The organism is Microbacterium sp. HJ5 (genome assembly GCF_054824025.1).
This window is the reverse complement of sequence record NZ_JSYE01000020.1, coordinates 21,331-45,703: the sequence shown is the minus strand read 5'-3', so window position 1 is coordinate 45,703 and position 24,373 is coordinate 21,331. Positions and strand designations below refer to the sequence as shown.

Sequence of the window (24,373 nt, the reverse complement as noted above, 5' to 3'; positions counted from 1 at the left end):
CGTCCATTCTCCCCCGCGGGACGCCTCGACCACGACACCCTGACGACCGCGCGTGCTGGCCCTCGGGGGCGGCCCTTCCTAGAGTGGGGGGCATGTCTGACAGCACCGCCAATCCTCTCGACGACCTCGCCGCCGATCCGTTCGAGATCGCCGCCGCCGCAGCGGATGACATCGCCCGCCTGACCGGGGTCGAGCGCCACGACATCGCCCTGACGCTCGGCAGCGGCTGGGGCAAGGCGGCGGATCTCATCGGCGAGACGACCGCGGCCTTCCCTGCGACCGACGTGACCGGCTTCTCCCGACCCGCCCTCGAGGGCCACGTCGGGACGCTGCGCAGCGTCCTCACGCCGAAGGGCCGACGGGTGCTCGTCATCGGCGCCCGCACGCACTACTACGAGGGGCACGGCGTGCGCCGCGTCGTGCACAGCGTGCGCACGGCCGCTGCGGCGGGGGTGCGCACCATGGTGCTCACCAACGGCGCGGGCGGCATCAAGCACACGTGGACGCCGGGCCAGCCGGTCCTCATCAGCGACCACATCAACCTCACCGGCGACTCGCCGCTCGAGGGCGCGACATTCATCGATCTCACCGACCTGTACTCCGTGCGCCTGCGCGACCTCGCCCGCACGATCGACCCGTCCCTCGACGAGGGCGTGTACTGCCAGTTCCGCGGACCGCAGTACGAGACGCCCGCCGAGGTGCGGATGGCGAAGACGATCGGCGGCCACATCGTCGGCATGTCGACCGCGCTCGAAGCGATCGCCGCCCGCCAGGCCGGCCTCGAGATCCTGGGCTTCTCACTCATCACGAACATGGCCGCCGGCATCCAGACCACTCCGCTCAGCCACCAGGAGGTCATCGACGCGGGCCGCGAGGCCGAGCCGGTGATCTCGTCGCTGCTCGCACGAGTGATCGGCGCGCTGTGAACGACGAGCAGGTTCCGGCGGCCGCGCCCGACCGCCAGGAGCCCGCGCCCGACGCCGTTCCGGCGGGCGCCACAGACGAGGCGTCCGTCCTCGACCGCGCCCGCGCGTGGCTCGCGCAGGATCCGGACAGCGAGACCCGCGCCGAGCTGCGCGCGGTCATCGAGGCCGCCGAAGCGGGCGACGACGCGGCGACGGCCGACCTCGAGGACCGGTTCGCGACCCGACTCGCGTTCGGCACGGCGGGACTCCGCGGCGAGCTCGGCGCGGGAAGCAACCGCATGAACCGCGTACTGGTCGCGCAGGCGGCGGCGGGACTCGCCGCGTACGTCCTCGAGAAGGCGGGGCCGGATGCCGCGTCCCCCACGATCGTCGTGGGGTACGACGGCAGACGCAATTCGCGTGTCTTCGCCCAGGACTCCGCCGAGATCTTCGCCGGAGCGGGGCTGCGCGCCGTGCTCCTGCCGAGGCTCCTTCCGACGCCCGTGCTCGCGTTCGCGGTCCGCCGCTTCGGCGCGGCGGCCGGCGTGATGGTCACCGCGAGCCACAATCCGCCGAACGACAACGGCTACAAGGTGTACCTCGGCGGACCCGACGAGGGCTCGCAGATCGTCGCCCCCGCCGACGCCGACATCGCGGCGCACATCGAGCGGGTGGCCGCCGACGGCGACATCAGCGCCCTGCCCCGGTCGCTCGGGTACGAGACCGCCGGCGAGTCGGTCGTCGACGAGTACGTCGCCGCGACCGCGGCGGTCGCGCCCGCCCCCGACGGCGCCGCCGGCATGACGTGGGTCTACACCGCGATGCACGGCGTCGGCTGGGAGACGCTGTCGCGCATCCTCGAGGCGGCCGGGTACCCCTCTCCCGAGCCGGTCACCGCACAGCTCGAGCCCGACGGCCGCTTCCCCACGGTGGCTTTCCCCAATCCCGAGGAGCCGGGGGCGATGGACCTGTCGTTCGCGCGCGCCCGCGAGGTGGGCGCCGAACTGGTGATCGCGAACGACCCCGACGCCGACCGGCTCGCGGTCGCGATCCCCGACGACGCGGTTCCGGACGGCGGGCGCCGCCTCACCGGCAACCAGATCGGCCTGCTGCTCGGGTGGCGCGCGGCCCGGCTCGCGGCGGAGGCCGGCGACGTCGCCGGCCGCTCCCTCGCGTGCTCTCTCGTCTCGTCGCCCGGCTTGGAGGCGGTCGCGACCCACTACGGCCTCGACTTCCACGCGACGCTGACGGGCTTCAAGTGGATCTCGCGCGCGCCGGGGATGGTGTTCGGCTTCGAGGAGGCGCTCGGCTACCTCGTCAATCCCGAGACGGTGCGCGACAAGGACGGCATCTCGGCCGCGGTGGCGATGCTCGGCATGGTCACGGAGGCACGCGGTCGCGGCGCGTCCCTCGCCGATCTGCTCGACGAGTTCGACGAGACCTTCGGCGCGTTCGCGAGCGACCAGGTCTCGGTGCGCGTGGACGACGTGTCGATGATCGCGACGATCATGGCGGCGCTGCGGGCGCAGCATCCGGTCGCGATCGGCGATGTCGCGGTCGAGCGGGTCGACGATCTGCTCGAGGGCGTCGACGGCCTGCCGCCGGGCGACGTGCTGCGGCTGTGGCTCGTCGACGGGTCGCGCGTCATCGTTCGTCCCAGCGGCACCGAGCCGAAGCTGAAGCTCTACCTCGACGTGCGCGGCGACTCGGCGGCGGACGCGTCCGAGCGCATCGAACGGCTCGCCGCGGGTGCGCGCGAGCTGCTGGCTCAGGTCGGCGGCTGAGGAGCAGGCGGTGGCGGGCGCGAACAGCGAGAACGAACCGGATGCTGCGGCCGGGGCATCCGTCGCCGCCACCGGCTCCGCGCTGAGCGGAGCGAGCCTCGCCGGCGCGGTCGACACCACACCCGGGGTCGGCGACCCTGCGCCGGCGGCGGAGACCGCGGATCCGCCGCACTGGCTCCGCAAGGTCATCCTGTTCCTCACCGGGCAGACCGTGAGCCTGCTCGGCTCGATGCTCGTGCAGTATGCGGTCTTCTGGTACCTCACGATCGAGTACCGCTCGGGCATCTACATGATGCTCGCGGCCCTGTTCGGGTTCCTCCCGCAGGCCGTCGTCTCGATCTTCGGCGGTGTGTGGGCCGACCGGCACAACCGCAAGTACCTCATCATGGGCGCCGACGCGGTGATCGCCCTCGCCACGCTCGGCCTCGCGCTCATCATGACGACGGGGTACGACGCCGTCTGGTTGCTGTTCCTCGTGCTCGCGATCCGCTCAGCGGGTGCCGGCATCCAGATGCCGGCCGTGTCGGCGCTGATCCCGCAGATCACGCCCACCCGCAACCTCATCCGCGTCAACGGCATCAACGGTTCGATCCAGTCGGCGATGGCGCTTCTGGCTCCTGCGGCGGCCGGCGCGATCTACGCATGGTCGTCGGCGGCGACGGGCGGCACGGCCGCGTCCCTCATCCCGATCTTCTTCATCGACGTCGTCACGGCGGCCATCGGCATCGGCATCCTGGCGTTCATCCCCGTCGGTGCCGTCCGCCGCGCGTCCGACGTCCAGACCGGCTACTTCGCCGACCTGGTCGACGGCGTTCGCTACATCGTGCACCACGCGTTCGTGCGCTGGCTGCTCGTCGTGTTCGCGATCATCTTCGTCCTCACCGTCGCCCCGTCGAACCTGACGCCGCTCATGCTCGTGCGCTCGTTCCCGGCGGGCGAGGCGCAGGACGTCGTGAACCTCGCGGTGCTCGAGATCGCCTTCAGCGTCGGGATGATGCTGGGCGGCATCCTCGTGGCGTCGTTCTTCGCCAAGCGGAGCCGCATCGGCCTGATCGTGGTGTCGTCGCTCGTCTTCGGCGTGCTCTCGATCGGCCTCGGCCTCGCGCCGAACGTGTGGATGTTCTTCGGCTTCATGTTCCTCGTCGGCCTCGCGGTGCCGTTCTTCTCGACCCCGTCGATGACGCTCCTGCAGGAGACGGTCGAGCCCGAGCGCCAGGGGCGCGTGTTCGGATTCCTCGGCATCGTGATGGCCGTCGCGATGCCGTTCGGCATGGTCGTCTTCGGACCGCTCGCCGACGTCGTGCCGATCGAGACGCTGCTCGTCGCCGCGGGAGTGCTGACGTTCGTCGTGATCGGGCTGGCCGTGTGGCTCCCGGCGGGGCAGCGCGCGATCGCCGCCGCCCGTGCCGCCACGCAGGCCGCCGAGCACGACCCCGCCGCGGGGGCGGCGGCCGCCGAGGCGGCCATGCACTCGAAGGATGCCTGAGCCGCGGCATCCACTCGCGGGTCCTAGGCTCGGGGGATGCTCCTCACGCAGCCGGTGACCCTCGATAACGCATACGTCCGCCTGGAGCCGCTGAGCACCGACCACGTCGCCGACCTCGCCGAGGCCGTGGTGGGCCTCGAGCACGCCTGGTACACGTCGGTGCCGCGCCCGGATGCCGCCGGAGTCGACGTCGAGCAGCGGCTGGCGTGGCAGGCCGAGGGGCACATGAACGCGTGGGCGGTGCGCCGCCTCGACACCGGACGGGTCGTCGGCGAGACGACGTTCTGCAACATCGACCAGCCCAACCGCCACGTCGAGATCGGTCACACCTGGATCGCACCGGAGGCTCAGCGCACCGCCGTGAACACCGCGTCGAAGCTGCTGCTGCTCGGCCACGCGTTCGAGGCCTGCGACGCCATCGCGGTCGAGTTCCGCACCCACTGGCACAACCGCCAGTCGCGCGCGGCGATCGCCCGGCTGGGCGCCAAGCAGGACGGCGTGCTGCGCAATCACCGTCTCGGCCCCGACGGCAGTCTTCGCGACACCGTGGTGTTCTCGATCCTGCCCACCGAGTGGCCGGCTGTGCGGCTCGGGCTCGAGGAGCGGCTGCGCCGCGGGTGACGGATGCCGCGGCTCAGCCGTCGATGACGGCGACGAGCTCATCGAGGAAGCCGGTGAAGTCGGTGGCGCGCCGGACGATCCTCTGCACGCTGTCGCGCTCGGAGAAGACCTCGACGAACTGCTCGAAGACGGTCTGGAACGCCTCGCGGTCCGTCTCTGAGAACGCGACGAGCGCGACCACCTGCACGCGGCCCTCGCCCCACGGGATCGACGGGTCGGCGATGCCGATCGCGATCGACGTGCGCGTCGCGGTCATGCCCAGAGCGTGTGGGACGGCGAGCGCGTCGGTGAAAGCGGTGGACGACAGTCGCTCGCGCTCGATGGTGCGCTCGACGTAGTCCTCGTCGATGACACCCTGCTCGATGAGGCTCGCGCCGAGGAGTCGGATCACGCCCTCCTCGCCGGACGCGGCATCCGGAACCCGCGCGTCGAGCCCGCGCACGAAGGCGGACGGCGCGAAGTAGCGCTCGAGCTCGGTGCGCAGGCGTGCCAGGCGGCGGCTACGGCGGATCCGTCCCGCCGCGGCCTGCACGCGCTCGATGTCGGCGTCGGTGAGGAACGGCTGCACCTTGACGATCCGGTCGGACGCCTCCGCCGGGTCGATCGTCGTGAGCACCAGGTCGGTGTCGATCGAGTCCCAGTCCGGGTCGACCCGCGTCTCGACTCCGACGACCTCGATCGCCTGGCCGAGCGAGCGGTCGACGCTCGAGCGGAGCAGCTCGTGCAGGTCGTAGTAGCCCGGGCACACGATCGTCGCCGTCAGGAGCTGGTCGGCGCGCCGGCTGCGCTCGAGGCGGCCGCCCACGTGCATCGCGATGTACGCGATCTCATCGTCGGGCAGCGGGATGCCGAGGCGCTCCTGCAGACGGCTGGCGATGAAGACGGCCACCTCGAAGATCATCGGGTAGGTCGTCTTGAGCGATCGGGTGAGCGGATTGCGCGACCACGCCTGCTCACGGGCGCGGTGCTGCAGGTTCTGCACGTGCAGCGCGAGCCGCAGGATGAAGTCCTCGTGCGCGATGTCGACGAGGAACTCGGCCGACGCGGTGCCCACGACGTCGCGCACCGCCGCCTCGACCTCGGGGTCGAGACGCGAGCGGGCGTGATCGGCGGGCGTCTCGGCGCCCGGCGCCACGACCCGCGTGAGCACCAAGGTGGCCAGATGCTGCAGGTCGCCCGAGCCGAGCTCCACCCCGAGGTGCTTCTCGGCAAGCCTGCCGATGATCGCCGCGACCTCCTGCTGCGCCGCGCGGGCCTCGGTCGGCGCGCCCTCGAGGCCGCGGTCCTGCGACACCCGGTCGGCGGCGATCGCGATGTGCATGACGACGTCGGCGATGCCGAACTCGTTGACGAAGTAGCCGAGCGCCCCGAGCTCGGCGACGAGGTCGGACTTGAACGGACCGAACGCGGCGGCGCCGACCGAGCCCTCGCCGAGCGTGCGCCGCAACGCGACGATGTCGAAGGATCCGGCATCCATCTCGTCGTGCGCCAATCTGCTCAGCAGGCGGCGCTGCGCCATCTCGGTCCCCCGCAGCCGCGCGCGCGATGCCGAGCGCTCCAGCGTCAGCTCGGTGCCGCCGAGCAGTCCGCGCACGCGCGCGAGATCGGCGTCGAGCGTCGCGGGACTCACGTGCAGCCGGTCGGCGAACTCGAACGTGTCGATGCCGTCGGGGGCGTCGAGGAGCGCGCGCACGAGCGTGTGCAGCCGGTCGCGCGGGGTTCCGGCATCCGGTCCCGATGCGCGCAGCGCAGCCGCCGCGCCCTGTCCGGCGCGGTACCCCTGCGGACCCGACTCGATCGCCACGGAGGGCGCGACACGCGCGTTCACCGCGGTCACGTACGAGCGGATGCTGCGCGGCGTGACCCCCAGCGCGTCGGCGAGCGTGGCCGCCGTCGCCCACTCGCCGTCGCGCGTCAGCAGGGCCAGGAGTCGGTCCTGTCGCGCTCTGGTCACGGGTGTCCTTGCGTCGGGGGCGGGCCTCGTCGGCCGGGTGGTGCAAGTCAACCACGGGCCGCGGGTCGGAGCCCCGCGCGACGCCTTCCGGGGGCGCCGGTTTCCGCCCCACCGGAAGAAGGACTGGTTGTCGGCTCCCAGCCTTTTCACAAGAATGGCCACATGAAGGCGGATCGATGAGGATCCTCGTGGTCTGCGGGGCGGGTGCGTCGAGCACCTTCGTCGCCCAGCGCGTGCGCCATGCGGCCCACGATCAGGGTCTCGCGTACTCCGCCTTCGCCGGCACCGAGCAGTCGCTTCCGATCGACCTCGATGCCGCGGACGTCGTCCTCGTGGGCCCGCACCTCGTCCATGCGCTCGAGCGCATCGAACGGGATGCGGCCGCGCGGGGCACGACGGTGGTGCTGCTGCCGCCCGACATCTTCGCGGACAAGGACGGCACACGGACGCTCGCACTCGTCCGAGACGCGGTCGGGGCCTCCGGGGGGCCGGCTCCGACCGCGGGCGGCACGTCACGCCCGGCCGCTCCCGCCGACTCGATCCCCACCGCCACCAGCGACTGACGACAGAGAGGTCACACCATGCCACCCATCTCACGGACCGTCCGGATCGGCTCCTCCCACGGACTGCACGCGCGGCCGGCGAAGCTGTTCGCGCAGGCGGCGAAGGAGGCGGGCATCCCGATCACCGTCGCGAAGGACTCGGGCGCACCGGTCAACGCGGCGAGCATCCTCGGCGTGATCGCCCTCGGCGTGGAGCAGGGCGACTACGTCACGCTGACGGCTGACGGCGACGGCGCGGAGGCCGCGCTCGACCAGCTGGCCGAGCTCCTGACGACCGACCACGACGCGGCGTGACCATGACCGAGCTGCGTGGAGTGGGAATCGGACTCGGGGTGGCCCAGGGCCCTGTCGCCCGCATGGCCGAGCCGGCACCGGCGCCGTCCGACGCGCCGAGTGCGCTCGGCGCCGACGAGGAGAAAGCGCGCGTCGCCGAGGCTGTCGCCGCAGTGGCGCGCGAGCTCGAGCAGCGCGGGGCGCAGGCCGGTGGCGCGGCCCAGGACGTGCTCGAGGCGCAGGCGATGATGGCCGAGGACCCGAGCCTCGCCGACGAGGTGAACACCCGCGTCGACGCCGGGAAGACCGGCGAGTTCGCCGTGTTCGACGCCTTCGCGTCGTTCCGCGACCAGCTGACGGCGCTGGGCGGCTACCTCGGCGAGCGCGCCGCCGACCTCGACGACGTCGCGCAGCGCGTGATCGCACGGCTGCGCGGGGAGCCGGCTCCGGGCGTGCCCGACCCGGGGCATCCGTTCGTCCTCGTCGCCAAGGATCTCGCTCCCGCCGACACCGCGCTGCTGGATCTCGACAAGGTGCTCGCGCTCGTCACGACCGAGGGCGGGCCGACGTCGCACACCGCGATCCTCGCGCGCGAGAAGTCGATCGTCGCGGTCGTCGGCGCCGTCGAGGCGAAGAATCTGCGCGACGGCGAGACGGTGATCGTGGATGCCGCGGCCGGCGTGGTGACGACGGAGCCGACGGCCGACGAGCTCGAGCGCGCGCAGCGCCGGGCCGAGGACCGCGCCTCCGCGTCGTCGGCGCCCATCACCGACGGCGCCCTGGCGGACGGCACGCCCATCCCGCTGCTCGCGAACCTCGGCAAGCCCGAGGCCGCCGTCGACGCCGTGGCGCTCGGAGCGGAGGGCGTCGGGCTCTTCCGCACCGAGTTCCTGTTCCTGTCGTCGGCTCAGGCGCCCACGGTGGAGCAGCAGCGCGAGGCCTACACGACGCTGCTGTCGGCGTTCCCCGGCAAGAAGGTGGTCGTGCGCGTGCTCGACGCCGGAGCCGACAAGCCGCTCGCGTTCCTCAACGACGCGCACGAGGAGAACCCCGCGCTCGGACTCCGCGGCATCCGCGCACTCCGCGCGAGCGAGGACATCCTGCGCGAGCAGCTGACAGCGCTGGCCGAAGCGGATGCCGCGACCCGGCGGACGCCGGAGGGCCCGGCCGACCTGTGGGTCATGGCACCGATGGTCGCGACGGTCGAAGAGGCGGTGTACTTCACCGACCTCGCGCGGGACTACGGCATCAAGACGGCAGGTGTCATGGTCGAGGTGCCGTCGTCGGCACTGCTCGCCGATCGCATCCTGTCGTACGCCGACTTCGCGTCGATCGGCACCAACGACCTCACCCAGTACACGATGGCCGCCGACCGGCTGCTCGGCTCGGTGGCGTCGCTGCAGGATCCGTGGCACCCCGCGGTGCTGCGGCTCATCCGCGAGGTGGGCGATGCGGGGCGCGTGAACCGCAAGCCGGTGGGCATCTGCGGCGAGGCGGCGGCCGATCCGCTGCTCGCGGTGGTGCTCGTCGGTCTCGGCGCGACGAGCCTCTCTATGGCCCCCACGGCTCTCGCCGACGTGCGGGCCACCCTGCTCCAGCACTCCCTCGACGATGCACGCGTCATCGCCGAGGCCGCCCTCGCCGCGAACGATGCGGCGTCCGCCCGAACCGCGGCCCAGGAGGCCGCGGCCTCTACGAAGGAGACACAGCAATGACAACGGCGTCAGACACGGTGAAGAAGCCCGGGGGCGCGCGCATCGCGGTCCAGCGCTTCGGCACGTTCCTCTCGGGCATGATCATGCCCAACATCGCGGCGTTCATCGCCTGGGGCTTCATCACGATGCTGTTCATCGCGGTGGGCTGGCTCGGGTGGTGGGAGCCGGTCGCGCCTCTGCTCGGCGGTTTCGGCAATGCCGACCAGATTAACTGGCCCGGCGCCATGACCGCCATCGCGCTCGACGATGACGGGGAGCCCTTCAACAAGTTCGTCGGACTGGTCGGCCCGATGATCACGTACCTGCTCCCGCTGCTCATCGCGAACACCGGAGGCCGCATGGTCTACGGCGAGCGCGGCGGCGTCGTCGCGACCGTCGCGACGATGGGTGTCATCGTCGGCACCAACATCCCGATGTTCCTCGGCGCGATGATCATGGGACCGTTCGCCGCGTGGGTCACGAAGCAGATGGACAAGCTCTGGGACGGCAAGATCAAGCCGGGCTTCGAGATGCTCGTGAACAACTTCTCGGCGGGCATCCTCGGCATGCTGCTCGCCATCCTCGGCTTCTTCGTCTTCGGGCCCGCGATCCTGTGGTTCAGCGACGTCCTCGGCGCCGCTGTGGGCTGGCTCGTGGCGTACAACCTGCTGCCGCTCGTCTCGATCATCGTCGAGCCCGCGAAGGTGCTGTTCCTCAACAACGCCATCAACCATGGCGTCTTCACCCCGCTCGGCATCGAGCAGGCGACGGAGACCGGCAAGTCGATCCTGTTCCTCATCGAAGCGAACCCCGGCCCGGGCTTCGGTCTGCTGATGGCATTCACGTTCTTCGGTGTCGGTGCAGCGAAGGCATCCGCTCCCGGTGCGGCCATCATCCAGTTCCTCGGCGGCATCCACGAGATCTACTTCCCGTACGCGCTGTCGAAGCCGATGACCATCCTCGCCCTCATCGCAGGCGGCGCGACCGGCGTCACGACCAACATGCTGCTCAACGGCGGCCTGGCGTTCCCGGCCGCGCCCGGAAGCATCATCGCTGTCACGGCCGCAGCCGTGAGTCCCGCGGCAGGGGGATTCGCGAACCTCATGGTCGTGTACCTGTCCGTGCTGCTCGCAGCGACCGTGACCTTCCTGGTCGCCGCCGTGATCCTGCGCGCATCCCGCAAGCGCGACCTGCTCGCCGAGGCCGACACCTTCGGTGCGGCGATCGCGCAGACCGAGGCCAACAAGGGCAAGGCGTCGGCCGCGATGGACGCACTCCGCGCAGCGGACCCCCGCGACACGGCCGCACTCAACCAGGCGGACGAGGCGCTCGACAAGCTCGAGACCGAACGTGAGACCGCCGGTCTCGCCGACGGCGGCGTGCTCACGACGAAGCTGGTGAAGAACATCGTGTTCGCCTGCGACGCCGGCATGGGCTCGTCGGCCATGGGCGCGAGCGTGCTGCGCAACAAGATCAAGAAGGCCGGCATCGAGGACGTCACGGTCGTCAACAAGGCGATCGCGAACCTGGATGCCTCCGCCGACCTGGTCATCACGCAGAACCAGCTCACCGACCGGGCGCGCAAGCAGACGCCGAATGCGGTCCACGTGTCGGTGGACAACTTCATGAACTCGCCGAAGTACGACGAGGTCGTGGACCTCGTCCGTGACCAGCACCAGGATGGTGCATAGGCGTTGAGGACGGCTGCGGAGCCGGGCGGCGAGATGCCCCCGGCTCCGTGGTCTTCGGCTGAGGCATCCGATCCATCACGAAAGGCGAGGAAGACATGGCACGCGACGTACTGAGCATCGGACAGGTGCGGATCCACAGCGGGAGCGCGACGCGTGAGGAGGCGATGAAGGAGGCGGCGGACATCCTCGAGTCGGCCGGCGCGGTGACGAGCGCCTACTTCGACGCGATGCAGCAGCGCGAGCAGACGGTGTCGACGTACATGGGCAACGAGCTCGCGATCCCGCACGGCACGAACGAGACGAAGCACACCATCCTCGACTCGGCGCTGTCGGTCGTCCGGTACGACGGCGGCGTGGACTGGGACGGCGAGCCGGTCACGTTCGTCGTGGGCATCGCCGGCAAGGGCGACGAGCACCTCGAGATCCTGTCGCAGATCGCGATCCTGTTCTCCGACGAGGACGAGGTGCAGAAGCTCAAGGACGCGCAGTCGCCCGAGGAGCTGTTCGCCCTGGTCTCCGCCGCGGGCGTGTGATGAAGGCCGTCCACTTCGGCGCCGGCAACATCGGACGCGGCTTCGTCGGGCTGCTGCTGCACGAGGGCGGGTACGAGCTCGTCTTCTCCGACGTGGCCGCCCCGCTCGTCGACGCGATCAACGCGGTCGACTCGTACACCGTGCACGAGGTCGGCGAGGGGGGTGAGGACACCGTCGTGACGGGGTTCCGGGCGATCAACAGCGCCGAGCACCCCGACGAGGTGGTCGACGAGATCGCGACCGCGAACGTCGTGACGACGGCCGTCGGGCCCACGATCCTGAAGTTCGTCGCGCCGCACATCGTGGCCGGGCTCGGGTTGCGCGACCCGGCCGCCCCGCCGCTGCAGATCATGGCGTGCGAGAACGCCATCAACGCCACCGACCTGCTGCGCGAGCTCATGCAGGAGTCGGCGGGCGAGGGCTGGGAGGCCCTCACCTCGCGCGCGGTGTTCGCCAACACCGCCGTCGACCGCATCGTCCCCGCGCAGCCCGAGGGCGCGGGGGTCGACGTCACCGTCGAGCCGTTCTTCGAGTGGGCGATCGAGCGCCCGCCGTTCGGCGACGAGCCTCCGGTCATCCCCGGCGCGCACTTCGTCGACGACCTCGCACCGTACATCGAGCGCAAGCTGTTCACGGTCAACACCGGGCACGCGGCGACCGCCTACTTCGGTGCCCAGGCGGGCATCGACACCATCGCCGCCGCCCTCGCCGACGAGGCGATCGCCCCGCGCGTCGCCGCCGCCCTCGAAGAGACGTCGGCGCTGCTCGCGGCCAAGCACGGACTCGACCCGGCAGACCTCGCGGCCTACCGCGAGACGATCCTCAGCCGGTTCCGCAACGCGGCGCTGCCCGACACCGTGTGGCGCGTCGGCCGCCAGCCGCTGCGCAAGCTCTCCCGGCACGAGCGATTCGTCGGCCCCGCGGCCGAGGCCGCCGAGCGCGGGCTGCCGGTCGAGGCCCTCGTCGCCGCGATGCGCGCCCTCCTCGCGTTCGACGACGCCGAGGACCCGCAGTCCGTCGACCTGCAGCGGATGCTGCGCGAGCAGGACGCCGCGACCTTCACGGCCGCGACCACGGGCCTCGACTCGCAGCATCCGCTCTTCCCGAAGGTCGTCGCCGTGGTGGAAGCGCGACAGGCCGAGATCGGCGGCTGATCGCGCACGTTCGCCCGGAGTGCTCTCAGGAGCGCCCGAATACGCTCGTGGGGTGACCGAACACCCCTCGCCGGACTCGCCCGCTCCCGCCACCCCTCCGAAGAAGAGGCGCCGGCGCGGGCTCCGCGTACTCTGGTGGATCCTCGGGTCGATCGGCGCGCTGATCGTGCTCGCAGCGGCCGGCATCGTGATCTGGAGCCAGGTGGGCGTCATGGCGGCCGAGCCGGAGCCGCTCGCCGAGGTGCAGTCCGACCCCGCGATCTCGATCACCGACACCGCCGGCGCGATCGTGATGGAGCCCGCCGACGGGGAGTCCGAGGTCGGGCTCGTCTTCATCCCCGGCGCGAAAGTGGATCCCTGGGCGTATGCGAACAACCTCGCCGGTCTCGTGGCCGAGGGCGAGGCGACCGTGGTCATCACGAAGCCGTGGCTCAACCTCGCGTTCTTCGACCTTCGCCCGCTCGCGGCCTTCACCGACCTCGCCCCGGGCGTCGACACCTGGGCGGTCGGCGGGCATTCGCTCGGGGGCGTGCGCGCGTGCCAGCTCGCGGGTGACGCCGACGCCCTCGTGCTGTTCGCCTCGTACTGCGCGGCCGACCTGTCCGAATCCGGCCTTCCGGTCCTCAGCATCGCGGGGAGCGAGGACGGCCTGTCGACGCCCGAGAAGATCGCCGACGCCCGGCCGATGCTCCCGGAGGACGCGCGCATGGAGGTCATCGAGGGGGCGAACCATGCCGCGTTCGGCGACTACGGCCCGCAGGCCGGGGACCGCGAGGCGACCATCACGGATGAGGAGATGGATGCCGAGCTCACCGCGCTCCTGCTGTCGTTCGCGGACCAGCTCCAGCAGTGACGATCCTCCTTGCGTGCCTCGCGGCGTTCGTCGCGGCGGTCATCCAGCGCATCACGGGCCTCGGCTTCGTGCTCGTGCTGGTGGGACCCATCGTTCTGCTGTACGGGCCGCTCGAGGGCGTGACGATCGGCGTCCTGCTCGCGCTCGTCGCCTCCCTCACGGCGATCCCGCTCGTTTGGCGCCACATCGAGTGGAGCCGCACGTGGTGGCTCATCTGGCCGGGGCTCATCGCCGCGCCGTTCGGGGCGCTCCTGGTGCGCGTCCTCCCCGACGCGGCGCTCCTGCTGCTCATCGCCGCGATGGCGTACTTCGCGCTCGTCGCCGGGTGGATCCCCGCGCTGGCCGCGTCGCTGCGCGGTCGGCCGGGTGCGGTCGTCGCCGGATCCGCCGCCGGGTTCATGCACGTCGCGAGCGGGCTGTCCGGCCCGCCCCTCGCCGCCTACGCCGTCGGCGACCACTGGCCGCAGCGCCGGTTCGCCGCGAGCGTCCAGGTGATCTTCGCGACGTTCAGCGTGGTCTCGGTGGCCCTGCGCGGACTTCCGGCGACCCCCGTCGACGACGTCTGGCTGCTGATCGCGGCGACCGCGGGAGGCATCGCGATCGGCACGATCCTCAGTCGCCATGTCGCACCGCGGATCGCCCGCATCGCGATGCTCGCACTGGCCTGGGCCGGCGCCACGGTGGTGCTCGTGCGCGGCATCCTGGCACTCTGGTCCTGACGGCGATGGCCCTGGCCACTCGCGATTTCGGTTAGTGCCTCGTAACGCTTAAGGTTTCCTGGCTGGGGTCGGCGCCGTCACGCCGCCACGACGACGTGTGGGAGACGAATGAGCGAGCTTCGCTACGCCATCATCGGCGCGGGTCCGTCCGGACTCTCCGCCGCGCGCGCCTTGCAGAAGGCGGGGATCGCGTTCGACGGGTACGAGGCGTCTCGCGGCGTCGGCGGCCTGTGGGACATCGAGAATCCGCGCTCGACGATGTACGAGTCGGCGCACCTCATCTCGTCGCGCACGACGACCGAGTTCGCCGAGTTCCCCATGGACACCCAGGCCGACTACCCGAGCCACCGCACGCTCATCCGCTACTTCCGCGACTTCGCGAACCGGTTCGGGCTCACCGGCCGATTCCGCTTCGACACGAAGGTCACCTCGCTCGAAGAGAGCGATGAGGGCGGCTGGATGCTGCGCGCCGACGGCCCCGACGGCGCGCTCGCCGAGCGCTACGACGGCGTCATCCTCGCGAACGGAACGCTGGCCGAACCGAACGTGCCGACGTTCCGGGGCGAGTTCGCCGGCGAGCTGCTCCACACCAGCGCCTACAAGAGCGCCGCCCAGCTGACCGGCAAGCGCGTCCTCATCATCGGGGCCGGCAACTCCGGCTGCGACATCGCCGTCGACGCCGTCCACCACGCGGCTTCCGTCGACATGAGCGTCCGGCGCGGGTACTACTTCGTCCCGCGCTACCTGTTCGGGCGCCCCAGCGACACCCTCAACCAGGGCAGGCCGCTGCCCGCGCGCCTCAAGCAGTTCGTCGACAAGCGCGTGCTGCGGGCGTTCACCGGCGACCCGGTGCGGTTCGGGTTCCCCAAGCCCGACTACAAGCTGTACGAGTCGCACCCGATCGTCAACACCCTCATCCTCAATCACCTGGGTCAGGGCGACCTCGCGATCCGCCCCGACATCGACCGGTTCGACGGCCGGACGGTGCACTTCCGCGACGGGTCGAGCGGCGAGTACGACCTCGTGCTCCTCGCGACGGGGTACACGCTCGACTACCCGTTCGTCGAGCGCGACGCCCTGCACTGGAACGGATGGTCGCCCAAGCTGTTCCTCAACGTCTTCCCGCCGTCGTTCAACGGCCTGTACGTGATGGGCATGATCGAGGCGTCGGGGATCGGCTGGCAGGGCCGTTACGAGCAGGCCGAGCTCATCGCCGAGTACCTCGCCGCGCTCGAGCGCGACCCGGCCGCGGCGGCCGCCTTCCGCGAGCGGGTCGCCGGCGAGCCGTGGCCCGACCTCACCGGCGGCTACAAGTACCTCGGACTCGAGCGCATGTCGTACTACGTCAACAAGGACGCCTACCGCCGTGCCGTCCGCGCCGCGGCCGCCGGCCTGCGCGGCGGCTCCTCCGCGCCGGACGGCGGGCGCGGCATCCGATCCGCTCGTCGTTCGAAGAAGGTGCCCGCATGAATCCCGACGACATCGTCCTGAACTTCAATCCGGGCACGCTCGTCATCTTGAACGTCGTGCTCGGGCTGATCATGTTCGGCATCGCGCTCGACACCACGGTCGACGACTTCAAGGTCGTCGCGCGCAAGCCGAAGCCGTTCGTGATCGCGATCCTGGCGCAGCTGCTCGTGCTGCCGGCGGTGACGTTCGGGCTCACGCTGATCCTGCCCGTCACGCCGTCGATGGCGCTCGGGATGATCCTCGTGGCGTGCTGCCCGCCCGGCAACATCTCGCAGGTGCTGACGCACCGCTCCGGCGGCAACGTCGCGCTGTCGGTGTCGATGACGGCGGTCTCGAACGTGATCTACATCTTCGCGCTGCCGCTCAGCGTCGCCTTCTGGGGCTCGCTGCACCCGACGGCGTCGACGCTGCTCGAGGCGGTCGAGCTCAACGCGTGGGCGATGCTGCTCGACATCTTCCTGATCATCGGCCTGCCCTTCGCGGCCGGCCTGTTCATCCGCAATCGGTTCCCGCGGTTCGCCGGCCGCGTGCAGCCGTTCGTGAAGTGGTTCTCGCTGCTCGCCCTGGTCGGCTTCATCGTCGCCGCGCTCGCGGGCAACTGGGCGTACTTCGTCGCGTTCCTCGGCATCATCGTGCTCGTCGTCACGATCCACGTGTAGGTCCGCTCGGCGGTCAGCCCGTCGCGGGTGAACGTCGCCGTGAGCTCCACGTCGGTCTCGACCGCGGAGCGCGTGACAGCGCCGGTCTCGGAGATCACGGCCGGGTTCGACGACTCCCACGAGACGTCGATGTCGTCGACGGCGTCGCGCAGCACGATGTCGGTCGCGACGACCTCGATTCCGAGGTCGAACGCGTCGGCGCTGCGGTCGAGGTCGCGCTGCGGGTCGATGGCGGGGACGGTGACTTCGTAGGTGCGCGTCAGCGACTCGCCGCCGAGGGTGAAAGTGCCGGTGAGCGTGACTGTCGCGTCGGCCTGGCCGGCGGCGGGACGGGTCACCGTGCCGTCGGCCGCGATGACCGCGGGCGTCGACGAGGACCACGCGATGCGGGACTGGTTCGCGCCGCTTGCCGGCAGTGCGAGGTTCGCGATGGTCTCGTCCGGCAGCGACACCGCGTCGGCATCGGCCGCGAGGGCGGCCTGGGTCTGGGCGGGGGTGGTCCGCTCGCTCAGGTGGTACAGCTCGGCCACGCGCGCGGCGCTGTAGGCGGACGTCGACACGATCACGTCGTCGACGGCGCCCTTGTAGAAGATGTCCGGGTACGAGGAGCGGCCGATGTAGCCGACCAGCCCGGTGCCGAACTGCGACACGGTGCGGGTGGTCGCGACAGTGCCCACGAGCGCCCCGTTGTAGTAGCCGGTGATCGAGGTGGGCGTGATGACGGTGGTGTACATGCCCCACGCCGTGCCGGTCGTCGGGCCGGCGACGCCCTGCGCGGCGTTGGTCGGCGAGATGCCGTACTCGGTGCCCCACGGCGCCGACGGGGCGCTGCCGTTGGTGATCACCGTCTTGAAGCGGCTCTGCGGGTTGCGGGGATTGAGCAGCCAGTACTGCGACGGCGGGTTGGCCGTGGACCCGAAGAACATCGCTGCGTAGTTGCCCGCGGCGGTCTCGTTGCGGAGCCACGTCGAGACGGTCAGGGTGTCCTTGCCGTCGAAGAGGTTCGCCGGGAAGCGGACGTGGCCGGCGCCGCTGTTCGACGCGCCGCCGGGAAGGGTGAGCACGCCGTCGGCGACGGTGGCGCCGGTGCCGAGGATCGTGCCGTTGTTGCCCTTGCCGGTGACATCCGTCACCGCACCGGGGGTGCTGAAGTCGTAATGCAGGACCAGGTTCGGATCTTCCGGAACCGGGTCGGCGTGTGCTGCCGGGGGTGCGAGCACACCGAGGGCCAGTGCCGCGATCGCCGCACCCGCCACTCCCATCCGTCGCCATGACGTCGTCGCCATCTCAAACCTCTCCATCGCGGCCTGTGGCCCGCTCGGGTTCGCGGGCATTGTCGGCAAGAGTAGCGCGTTAGCGCTCACATTCCTAGACCCGGTTTCCGCGAGTGCACGTGCGGATTTTGGTCCTTTCCTCGACGAACAGTGGCGCCGTCCGTTTGGTTACCGCTAACGTGAGCGATAACACCCGTTCGACGACGTTCGGCCTCACTTGATGGAGAGTGGAATGAGAGTGTCCTCCCGCACCCGGAAGACAGCGATCGCGGCAGCAGCGATCGGCGCGATGATCCTGGGCCTGGGGGTGAGCAGCGCCACCGCCGCCGCACCCGACGAAGGCCTCGTCGCCGAGTACCTGTTCGACGAGACCGCCGGGTCGACGGTGCCCAACACGGCCGCCGGATCGACCTTCGGAGCCGCCACCGTGCGCAACGTGCAGGCCACCGACTGGACCGGGTCGTCGCTCACGCTGCGGGGCGGCGCCAAGACCTCGGCCGGCAACTGGGTCGAGCTTCCTGACAGCCTCCTGACCGGTGCCGAGTCGGCCACCATCACCGCCGAGGTGAAGGCATCCGCAGCGATGCTGAACGGATTCCACTTCCTCTGGAACATCGGCAACGAGTCGTCCGCGACGGAGTACTTCTTCGCGTCGCTCAACTGCGGCTCCGGCCGTTCCCCGCTCGTCGGCATCAAGGCAGCAGCCGCCGAGCAGCTCGTGCAGTCGGGATCGTGCGGGCTCACCGCGAACACCTGGGTCAACGTGACGTCGGTGGTCGACGGCGCGGCGGGCACGGCATCCCTCTACATCGACGGCGTGCGCGCGGCGCACGGCAGCGTCTCCGCCACGCCGGGCGATGTCGTCGACCAGTCGCTCAACACGATCGGCCGCGCACCGTGGCCCGACCCGCTGTTCCAGGGCGCTGTGTCGGCTTTCCGCGTGTACGACCGTGCGCTCAGCGCGGTCGAGATCGCCGAGGTGTCGGCTGAGGACGCCCAGGCCCACGCATCCGAGCTGCAGGCGCAGGCGCAGGCGATCATCGACGGCCTGAACCTCGGCGACCGCGAGACCAGCACCGACATCGACCTGCCGACCGCGAACGGCCGCGTCACGTGGACCTCGAGCAATCCCGCCGTCGTCTCGACGAGCGGCGCGGTGACGCCGCCGCTCGCGGGCCAGCCTGCTGTCCAGGTCCAGCTCACCGCCACGGCATCGGTGCGAGGCATCAGCGCGAGCGAGACCGTCACGGTCACCGTGCTGCCGTCGACCGAGACCGCGCAGGAGCGGGCCGATCGGCTCGCACAGCAGTTCGTGATCCCGTCGGTGCTGCGGTCGGGCACCGCACTGCCGGCCGCGCCGAGCGGCGCGACCGTCGAGGTGACCGACGTCACGGGCGACGTCGAGGTCGGCGAGGCCGTCGAGTCCGCGTCGGACGAGCCCGTCGACGCCGGCATCGAGGTGACGGTGACGGATGCCGCGACCGGCGCCACCTCCGTGCGGACGTTCGCCGTGCGCGTGCTCCCCGCCACGGCGCCCGGTCTGCTCGCGTACCACCGCACACCCACGACGGTGTCGGAGGCGAACAACGCCGACGTCGCCCTCAGCATGCACCTCGCGCTCGAGGACGGCAGCGCCTGGTCGCCGCTGAACGAGAACTACGGCATCTTCTTCCCGAAGACCTCGGTGGCCCCGCCGGCGAACGGCACGTCCGAGAGCATCCTGCGCAGCCTCCGCAACCCGCACCTCTTCTACCTCGAGGACGGCCAGTTCGGCATCGTCGCCACGCGCACCGCCCGCGGCGGCGCGGCCGACGGCACGCAGTCGAGCAGTCTGCTGTTCGCGCGCAGCGCGGACCTGCGCTCGTATCAGGAGGTCGGTCTGGTGAACCTGGGGGAGACGAGCGGCGTCAACGAGCCCGCCGTCGTCTTCGACTCGGCAGCCGACCGCTACGTCGTGACGTGGACGTCTGATGCCGGTGCCGCGATGTACACGACCTTCGGCGATCTGACCGACGCCTCTACGCGCGGCGCGGTGCTGCGCGGATCCGTCACCGCGACCGCCGGCGTGACCGGCGCCTCCGTGCCCGACTACGCCAGCGGGAACGCGATCGCGGTGACCGAGGAGGTCGCCGACGCACTGCAGGTGCGGTTCGGCCGCGTCGTCAACACCGGCGTCGCCGCGCTGGACGACGTCGAGCTCGAGACCGGCGCCTCGCTCGAGGGCGCGCTGCCGGAGCGTGTCGAGCTCACCTACAGCGACGGCTCCGACGACACGCGCGCGATCGCGTGGGACGAGGCATCCGTCGATGCGGTCGACACCTCCACCCCCGGCACGTACGAGGTGACCGGCACGGTCAAGCAGCCCGAGTACGCGACGCCGTTCGCCGACGAGCGTGCCGACCCGTCGATCTTCCGGTTCGACTGGAACGGCGACGAGAAGTTCCTCATGATCGCGACCGAGGACCTCAACCTCAACCCGATCGACCCGGCGAACGGGCCGCACATGCCGATCCGCATCGCGGACGACATCGAAGACCTGTCGGACGAGGCGATCGACGCCGGACGCAACACCGAGATCGACCTGCTCCGTGCGGGCGACACCGATGCCGACGGCGGGGTCATGACCGGATGCTTCTGGGCGCCGGAGTTCCACGTCATCGCGGACCGCCTCTCGATCCTGTTCATGCCCTGCTACAACGGCTCGAACGGGCGGCCCGACATGTGGACCGGACGCGCCAGCATCATCCAGCTGAAGCAGGACGCTCAGGGCAACGACCTGAACCCGGCCGTGCCGGCGAACTGGACCAAGGCGCAGAAGGTCGTCCGCTCCGACGGCTCGATCCTCAACCCGGTGCAGAACATCTCGCTCGACATGACGTACTTCCAGGACTCCGGGCAGTCGTACTACTCGTGGCAGATGCTCGGTTCGATCTTCATCGCGAAGATGGACCCGGCGAACCCGACGCGGCTCACGTCCGCTCCGGTGCGCATCCTCGCACCCGAGTACGCATGGGACAACACGATCGCCGAAGGCCCCAACGTGCACGTGCGCGACGGCAAGCTGTACCTGATCTACTCGGGTTCCACCGTGGGTGACACGTACACGACGGGCCTCGCGACCGCCACGGCGGGTGAGGGCGTCGACCTGACGAACCCGGCGGCGTGGTCGAAGCTGAACTACCCGATCCAGAAGTCCGGCCTGTTCAACGGTGCCTGGCAGCTCGGTACCGGCCACGGCATGTGGTCGTTCGACGAGGACGACAACCTGCTGTACGTCTTCCACGCCCGCACCAGCAACAACGGACTGACCGGACGCGACACCTTCGTGCGCCGCGTGCACTTCGCCGCCGACGGCCTGCCGATCTTCGACATGGAGGCCGACGAGGAGGTCGCACCCGACAACCGCGCGGTGTCGGTGACGGTGACGGTCGTGGGCGAGCCCGAGCCGGCGCTCGACGTGTCGGCCGTCGTGGCGGCGCGCTGCGTCGCCGGCAAGGTCGTGCAGACGGTCTCGGTGACGAACCACGAGGCCTTCGGCCTGACGGTGAAGACCACGTCGCCGTACGGCGCGAAGACCCTCTCGGTGGCGGCGGGCAAGACCGTGTCGCAGGCCTTCACGACGCGCCTCCCGTCGATCGAGTCCGGCACGGTCGGCGTGGACGCGTCGGCGACGGTCGACGGCGCACCCGTCGGGTACGACCAGGACGTCGCGTTCGCTGCGACCAGCTGCGGCTGAGAGACGCGGCCCGGGTGCGCGCGCGCCCGGGCCGCGGCATCCTTCCCCCCTCGACCCGAAAGAGGAATCCCACATGACCGCACCCACCCGCGCCCCGCGGCGCGCCCTCGCCCTCGCCGTCGTCGCGGCGACGAGCGTCGTCGCCGCGGGACTGCTGCCCGTCTCCGCGTCGGCCACCGCGGCGGAGCCGCTGCGCGAGGGCCTCGTCGCCGAGTACCTCTTCGAGGAGACGTCGGGCGACGCGCTGCGCAACACGGCCGACGGCGACGCGTCGGCCGGCGACCCGCGCGACGCCGTGATCCGCAACTTCGTCGCCGACCAGCGGTCCGAGGCGGGCACGCTGCGGTTCACGGGCGGTGCGAAGACGTCGACCGGCAACTGGGTCGAGCTGCCCGACGACATCCTCGCGGGGGCCGGTTCGGCGACCGTGTCGATCGATGTGAAGTCCGACCCGGCGATGCTCACGTCGAACCACTTCCTGTGGAACATCGGCAACGACGCCACACAGCAGTACTGGTTCGCCAACGTGCGCGGGCCTCGCTCGGGCATCACCGTCGGCTCCGCGGCGGGCGAGAAGAACGGCACCGCGTACGGGGTCACCGCGAACCGCTGGCACAGCCTCACCGCGGTCATCGACGCCGACGCCGACACCCTCACGTTCTACACCGACGGGCAGCGGGCGGGCGTCGTCAAGACGACCCTCACGCCGGCCGACATCACGCAGACGCTCAACACGATCGGCCGTGCGCCGTGGCCGGACACGCTCTTCAAGGGCTCGGTCGGCGCATTCCGCGTGTACGACCGTGCCCTCAGCGACACCGAGGTCGTCGCGCTGTCCGAGCTCGACGCCGCGCCGCACGCGGCGGAGCTCGCCGCGGCCGCAGGCGCGAAGCTCGCCGCCCTCGACCTCGGCGACACGTCCGCAGTCACGGCCGACCTGCAGCTGGTTTCGCTGCACGGAGTGTCGTGGGCATCGTCCGACCCGGCGGTCGTCTCACCCGACGGAACCGTCACCCGCCCGGCGCCGGGCCAGCCGGCGGCGGTCGTGACGCTCACCGCGTCGGCGAAGACGCGCGGGCAGGCGGCATCCGCTCCGCGCACGTTCACCGTCACGGTGCCCGCGCTCACCGCGGCTGACGTCGCCGCCGACCGCGACGCACTGCGGGTGCCGGCCTCCGTGCGCGGCAACGTCACGCTGCCCTCCCGCGGTGCGGCCGGCTCACCGGTCGTGTGGCAGTCGTCCGATGACGCGGTGATCACGGATGCCGCCACCGGCGCCGCCGCCGCGGGCGTCGTCACCCGCCCGGCATGGGGCGAGGCGCCCGCCGAGGTCACGCTCACCGCGACGGTGGGCACGGGAGCCGGCGCCCTCACTCGCACCTTCGAGGTCGCGGTTCAGCCGCTCCCGCGCGAGGCGGCCGACAGCCGTTATCTCTTCGCATACTTCACGGCCGACACCGTCGCCGGAGAGAACATCTTCCTCGCGGCATCCCAGGGCAACAGCGCCATGACGTGGGACGTGCTCGGCGGCGGCGCGCCGCTCGTGACGTCCACGTTCGGCGAGATGGGCCTGCGCGACCCGTTCATCCTGCGTGCGCCCGAGGGAGACCGCTTCTACCTGATCGCGACCGACCTCTCGATCGGACGCAACAGCAGCTGGGACCGCGCTCTCGACCTCGGCAGCGCCCACCTCGAGATCTGGGAGTCGACCGACCTGCGCACGTGGTCGCAGCAGCGGCATGTGAAGGTCTCGGGCCCGAACGCCTCGATGACCTGGGCGCCCGAGGCGTACTGGGACGCCGAGGCCGGCGAGTTCGTCGTGTACTGGTCGTCGCGCGTGTACCTCGACGGCACGCGTCCGTACGACAAGGCGGGCACTCCGAACTCGACCTACTCCAAGGTGATGTACGCGACGACTCGCGACTTCGTCACGTTCTCGCCCGCGAAGATCTGGGAGGACGCGGGCGACCGCATCGACTCGACCATGATCGAGGACGACGGCACCTTCTACCGCTTCACCAAGGAGGTCACCGGCTGCGTCGACATCGTGCAGGAGTCGTCCGACGACATGCGCGCGCTGACGGTGCCCGGCGACTACGCGTGGCAGACCGACGCGAGCTGCATCTCGAAGACGGCTCGCAACACGACGCGCACCACCGAGGGGCCGACGATCTTCCGCGCGAACGCGGGTGACACGTCGCTTCCCGCCGGCGTCGACGAGGGCTTCTACCTCTTCGTCGACGACTTCACGGGCGTCGGCTATCTGCCGCTGTTCACGGAGTCGCTCGCCGCGCCGCAGTGGCGCACCGTCACCGGCGCCCTTCCGAAGTCCCGGCACGGCAGCGTCCTGCCCGTCACCCTGAACCAGTGGGAGGCCGCCAAGGGCGCCGCGCTGACGAAGGTCGCGACCGAGGTCGGGCTCGACGGCGTCGAGGCCGGCGACACGCTGCGTCCGGGCGACGCGCTCGCCGCCACGGTGACCGCGGCCGACGGGGGAGCGGTCGCCGGGTCAGTGACGTTCCGCGTCGGCGACCTCGAGGTCGACGCGCCCGTCGTCGCGAAGGACGGCGCGTACGTCGCCGAGGCGGTCGTACCCGAGACGGATGCCGCGGGCGTGGCCGCCGAGCTCACGGCGACGTACGACGGGTTCGACGTGCTGTCCGGGTCGGGTACGGCACCGCTGGCCGTGGTCGTCGGCGATGCGCCGGTGCTCGAGGTCGAGGCATCCGTCACCGCTCGTTGCGTGGCGGGCAAGGTCGTGCAGGTCGTCACCGTGACGAATGCCGACGACGTCGCGATCGCAGCGACGGCCACCGGCGCGTACGGGTCGAAGACCTTCGCCTCGATCGCCGCGGGCAAGAGCGCGTCGGCGTCGTTCACCACGCGCCAGGCGTCGATCCCGCTCGGATCGGTCACCGTCACCGCGTCGGCCACGGTCGCCGGCGCCCCCGTCACTCTCACGGCCGACGCCGCATACCCCGCCGCGACCTGCGGCTGAGAAAGG

The 24,373-nt window shown here is 71.0% G+C and carries 17 protein-coding genes and 1 pseudogene; 16 read left to right on the top strand and 2 right to left on the bottom strand.

The features are described 5' to 3' along the window. Positions 1 to 92: 92 nt before the first annotated feature. The 4 genes from OB08_RS10910 to OB08_RS10895 are packed head-to-tail and all read left to right on the top strand — an operon-like array spanning position 93 to position 4,796. Positions 93 to 926 (top strand): purine-nucleoside phosphorylase, encoded by an 834-nt coding sequence (locus OB08_RS10910; protein ID WP_461474620.1) that lies wholly within the window; start codon positions 93 to 95, stop codon positions 924 to 926. Further along, positions 923 to 2,689 carry a phospho-sugar mutase gene (locus OB08_RS10905; protein WP_461474618.1) on the top strand — a complete coding sequence of 589 codons (1,767 nt, stop codon included), beginning with the start codon at positions 923 to 925 and terminating at the stop codon, positions 2,687 to 2,689. Before OB08_RS10910 ends, OB08_RS10905 begins: the two co-directional genes overlap by 4 nt. 10 nt (positions 2,690 to 2,699) lie before the next feature. Then, positions 2,700 to 4,175 (top strand): MFS transporter, encoded by a 1,476-nt coding sequence (locus OB08_RS10900; RefSeq protein ID WP_461474616.1) that lies wholly within the window; start codon positions 2,700 to 2,702, stop codon positions 4,173 to 4,175. 36 nt (positions 4,176 to 4,211) lie between these two features. Further along, positions 4,212 to 4,796, top strand: coding sequence for a GNAT family N-acetyltransferase (locus OB08_RS10895; RefSeq protein ID WP_461474614.1), 585 nt, complete (start codon positions 4,212 to 4,214; stop codon positions 4,794 to 4,796). A 13-nt stretch (positions 4,797 to 4,809) separates the two neighbouring features. On the opposite strand, the gene OB08_RS10890 is transcribed toward OB08_RS10895, so the two are convergent. Further along, positions 4,810 to 6,750 carry a BglG family transcription antiterminator gene (locus OB08_RS10890; RefSeq protein ID WP_461474612.1) on the bottom strand — a complete coding sequence of 647 codons (1,941 nt, stop codon included), beginning with the start codon at positions 6,748 to 6,750 and terminating at the stop codon, positions 4,810 to 4,812. Between the two features lie 176 nt (positions 6,751 to 6,926). Here OB08_RS10890 and OB08_RS10885 point away from each other — a divergent pair, with 176 nt between their 5' ends. The 10 genes from OB08_RS10885 to OB08_RS10840 all read left to right on the top strand — a co-directional run bounded on the left by OB08_RS10885 (position 6,927) and on the right by OB08_RS10840 (position 16,359). Continuing rightward, positions 6,927 to 7,313, top strand: coding sequence for a PTS sugar transporter (locus OB08_RS10885; RefSeq protein WP_461474610.1), 387 nt, complete (start codon positions 6,927 to 6,929; stop codon positions 7,311 to 7,313). An 18-nt stretch (positions 7,314 to 7,331) separates the two neighbouring features. Then, the gene (locus OB08_RS10880) at positions 7,332 to 7,607 is read left to right on the top strand and encodes an HPr family phosphocarrier protein (protein ID WP_461474608.1); all 276 of its coding nucleotides are present in this window, start codon (positions 7,332 to 7,334) and stop codon (positions 7,605 to 7,607) included. A gap of 2 nt (positions 7,608 to 7,609) precedes the next feature. Beyond that, on the top strand, positions 7,610 to 9,301 hold the full coding sequence (ptsP, locus tag OB08_RS10875) for a phosphoenolpyruvate--protein phosphotransferase (protein WP_461474606.1): 1,692 nt from the start codon (positions 7,610 to 7,612) through the stop codon (positions 9,299 to 9,301). Further along, a complete protein-coding gene (locus OB08_RS10870; protein ID WP_461474604.1) occupies positions 9,298 to 10,971 on the top strand; it encodes a PTS mannitol transporter subunit IICB in 1,674 nt (557 codons plus the stop codon). The genes ptsP and OB08_RS10870 overlap by 4 nt, the downstream gene beginning before the upstream one ends. A 95-nt stretch (positions 10,972 to 11,066) precedes the next feature. Then, on the top strand, positions 11,067 to 11,504 hold the full coding sequence (locus tag OB08_RS10865) for a PTS sugar transporter subunit IIA (RefSeq protein WP_461474602.1): 438 nt from the start codon (positions 11,067 to 11,069) through the stop codon (positions 11,502 to 11,504). Next, on the top strand, positions 11,504 to 12,658 hold the full coding sequence (locus tag OB08_RS10860; RefSeq protein ID WP_461474600.1) for a mannitol-1-phosphate 5-dehydrogenase: 1,155 nt from the start codon (positions 11,504 to 11,506) through the stop codon (positions 12,656 to 12,658). Before OB08_RS10865 ends, OB08_RS10860 begins: the two co-directional genes overlap by 1 nt. Before the next feature lie 52 nt (positions 12,659 to 12,710). Continuing rightward, positions 12,711 to 13,511 carry an alpha/beta hydrolase gene (locus tag OB08_RS10855; protein WP_461474598.1) on the top strand — a complete coding sequence of 267 codons (801 nt, stop codon included), beginning with the start codon at positions 12,711 to 12,713 and terminating at the stop codon, positions 13,509 to 13,511. Then, positions 13,508 to 14,230 carry a TSUP family transporter gene (locus OB08_RS10850; protein WP_461474596.1) on the top strand — a complete coding sequence of 241 codons (723 nt, stop codon included), beginning with the start codon at positions 13,508 to 13,510 and terminating at the stop codon, positions 14,228 to 14,230. Before OB08_RS10855 ends, OB08_RS10850 begins: the two co-directional genes overlap by 4 nt. A gap of 108 nt (positions 14,231 to 14,338) precedes the next feature. Then, positions 14,339 to 15,700, top strand: coding sequence for a flavin-containing monooxygenase (locus tag OB08_RS10845; protein WP_461474594.1), 1,362 nt, complete (start codon positions 14,339 to 14,341; stop codon positions 15,698 to 15,700). Beyond that, positions 15,697 to 16,359, top strand: a complete 663-nt coding sequence (locus OB08_RS10840; protein WP_461474592.1) for a bile acid:sodium symporter family protein — start codon at positions 15,697 to 15,699, stop codon at positions 16,357 to 16,359. Before OB08_RS10845 ends, OB08_RS10840 begins: the two co-directional genes overlap by 4 nt. 41 nt (positions 16,360 to 16,400) lie before the next feature. Here the strand turns inward: OB08_RS10840 and OB08_RS10835 are convergent. Then, positions 16,401 to 17,621, bottom strand: a pseudogene (locus tag OB08_RS10835) (immunoglobulin-like domain-containing protein); the annotation flags it as partial. 244 nt (positions 17,622 to 17,865) lie between these two features. On the opposite strand from OB08_RS10835, the gene OB08_RS10830 reads away from it, so the two are divergent. Together OB08_RS10830 and OB08_RS10825 are read left to right on the top strand one after the other, a co-directional pair. Next, the gene (locus OB08_RS10830; protein ID WP_461474590.1) at positions 17,866 to 21,369 is read left to right on the top strand and encodes a family 43 glycosylhydrolase; all 3,504 of its coding nucleotides are present in this window, start codon (positions 17,866 to 17,868) and stop codon (positions 21,367 to 21,369) included. Between the two features lie 73 nt (positions 21,370 to 21,442). Next, positions 21,443 to 24,367, top strand: a complete 2,925-nt coding sequence (locus OB08_RS10825) for an immunoglobulin-like domain-containing protein (RefSeq protein WP_461474588.1) — start codon at positions 21,443 to 21,445, stop codon at positions 24,365 to 24,367. Positions 24,368 to 24,373 lie beyond the last annotated feature (6 nt).